This window comes from Streptomyces sp. NPDC058964, from assembly GCF_042741275.1.
Lineage (GTDB): Bacteria > Actinomycetota > Actinomycetes > Streptomycetales > Streptomycetaceae > Streptomyces.
On record NZ_JBHYKH010000630.1, the window covers coordinates 1 to 2,571 of the forward strand.

Below are 2,571 nucleotides of genomic sequence, written 5' to 3' on the forward strand. Positions count from 1 at the left end.
CGACGAGGGAGAGCATGTCCTGCGGGACCGGGCCGCCGCTGCCGCCCGTGGAGAACTGGACGTCGGCGAGCTGGACGATGCCCGAAGCGCCGTTGTTCTTCGTGATGTCGAGCCGGAAGTGCCGGTACTCGGCCGGTTCCGGCAGATCATAGGATTTCGTCTGGAACCGTTCGGAGAAGGTCTCGCCGGAACGGGTGTCGACGGTCTTCCAGTCCTTGCCGTCCGTGGAGCCCTGGAGCGTCCAGTCCCTCGGGTCACGCTCGGCGTAGTCGTTGGCGGACGTAAGGGCGTATGTCACCAGCTCTATGGGTTTGTCCAGGTCGAACTCGACCCATCCGGTGGGCTCGAAGGTCAGCCACTTGGTGCCCGGCTCGCCGTCGACGAGGTTCTCCTTCACCTCGCCCGCGCCCGAGTTCTCGCCGCTCGCCCGTACGTCGGTGACGTGGTCCGTCACGTTGCCCGGGATGCCGGCGCTGTAGCCGCCGTCGACGCCCGAGGCCCGCTCGCTCCCGTCCGGTCCCGTGTCGACGGTGTTCAGCCAGTCCGGTGCCGGGTCGTCGGCCTCGAACGAAGAGGCGAACTCCCGTTCGGCGGCCGGTGCCTTGGCGGGCAGGGCGACCGCTGCCCCCTGCGAGCCCACCGCCATGACGAAGGCGGCCGTCAGGACGGCCGCCGGACCCCATCTGTGCCGAGCTCTCCGCTGCAACAAAACGGATACCCTCCCTGCGTCGCGTACTTCGGACAACGTTGTCAAGTTCGTGCGCAGGAACCAGTAGGTGGCCAAGTGGCCATTGATGTCAAGGGCGTTGAGTGTGGCATTCGGGGGCCTATGCCACGGACTTTTCCGGCAAGGCGCCCACAGGCGTCTCACATTTCCGTGAGGTCTCAACTCGGAAAAGACCCATGGCCAACCTTGCGTTCGATCTTGCTCCGTCGGCCGGAAGTGGACTATACCTGTCGGCGTTTCCTGCACGACCCAGCGCTACCCGACCGCGGTGCCGGGAGGATCCGGTTCACCGCCTGAGTCCTGGAGAAGGCGAGGACTTGAGCATGGGATCCAGTTCCGCAGCGAACCCCGGCAACGAGGGTGTAGGCCGTCGTGATCTGATCAAGCGGTCCGCCGCACTTGGTCTGATCACCGTACCCGCGATGAGCGTTCTGTCCGCCTGCGCCAGCGGCGGCGGGGACAGCGACAGCGACGGCAACGCCAATCAGGGCAAGACGTCGAAGTCGAACCCGTTCGGCGTGAAGAAGGGCGGCAATCTCGACGTCGTCATCTTCAAGGGCGGCTACGGCGACGACTACGCCAAGGCGTGGGAGGCGAGCTACAAGCAGAAGCTCGGCATCGCCTCCACCCACACCGGCACCCAGGAGATCACCGGCAAGCTCCAGCCCCGCTTCAACGCGGGCAACCCGCCGGACATCGTGGACGACTCCGGCGCCCAGCAGATCAAGGTCGACGTCCTGTACAAGAACGGCCAGCTGCTCGACCTCGCGCCGGTGCTCGACGCGCCGTCCCTGGACGACCCGAGCAAGAAGGTCCGGGACATGATCATCCCCGGTACCCTCGACGCGGGCATGCAGGAGGGCAAGATCGTCGCCCTCAACTACATCTACACGGTGTGGGGTCTGTGGTACTCCGGCAAGCTCTTCAAGGAGAAGGGCTGGGAGGAGCCCAAGACCTGGGCGGACTTCCTCACCATCTGCAAGGACGCCAAGAAGCAGGGCATCGGTGGCCTGGCGCACCAGGGCAAGTACCCGTACTACATCAACGTCGCCATCATGGACCTGATCGCCAAGACGGGCGGTCTGGACGCGATGAAGGCGATCGACAACCTCGACCCCAAGGCGTTCGTCGGGTCGGACGCGGCGCAGGCCGGTGTCGAGGCCATCTACGAGGTGGTGGAGAAGGGCCTGCTGATGCCCGGCACCAACGGCCTCACCCACACCGAGTCGCAGACCCGCTGGAACCAGTACAAGGCCGCCTTCATCACCTGCGGCTCCTGGCTGGAGAACGAACAGCTCAAGCAGACGCCGGCGGACTTCGACATGAAGTTCATGCCGATGCCGCTGCTGCCCGGCAGCAAGCTGCCGTTCGAGGCGATCAGGGCCGGCTCCGGCGAGCCCTTCATCATCCCGGCGAAGGCGAAGAACCTGCCCGAGGCGAAGGAGTTCATGCGGCGCATGCTCTCCAAGGAGTGGTCGACGCTGTTCGCCAAGGAGGCGAACTCGCTCACCATCCTCAGGGACGGCGTCGACCCCAGCGTCAAGCTGCGGCCCGGCACCCAGTCCACGGTCGAGGCGTCCAAGGCCGCCGGTGACAACACCTTCCGTTACCTCTACACGGAGTGGTACAGCGAGATGGGTGCCGCCATCGAGGCCGCGTCCAACGAGCTGATGGCCAAGCGCATTCAGCCGAAGGAGTGGCTGAAGCGGTGCCAGGCCGCGGTCGACAAGCAGGCAAAGGACCCGGCCTCCAAGAAGAACCACCGGGACTGACCGCACGCCGTGTCCCCGGCCCGGCCCCCCACGCCCCCGGCCTGCACCACCCTGGAGCGAATAAAACAAAAC

General features: G+C 65.8%; 2 protein-coding genes. One reads left to right on the forward strand and one right to left on the reverse strand.

The genetic code is table 11. The annotated features are described in order from the left end of the window. Positions 1 to 646 (reverse strand): discoidin domain-containing protein (locus tag ACFW2E_RS41815; RefSeq protein WP_384475900.1); only part of this gene is annotated, 646 nt, incomplete at its 3' end. A gap of 404 nt (positions 647 to 1,050) precedes the next feature. On the opposite strand from ACFW2E_RS41815, the gene ngcE reads away from it, so the two are divergent. After that, the gene (gene ngcE, locus ACFW2E_RS41820) at positions 1,051 to 2,499 is read left to right on the forward strand and encodes an N-acetylglucosamine/diacetylchitobiose ABC transporter substrate-binding protein (protein WP_384475891.1); all 1,449 of its coding nucleotides are present in this window, start codon (positions 1,051 to 1,053) and stop codon (positions 2,497 to 2,499) included. The last annotated feature ends 72 nt before the right edge of the window (positions 2,500 to 2,571 follow it).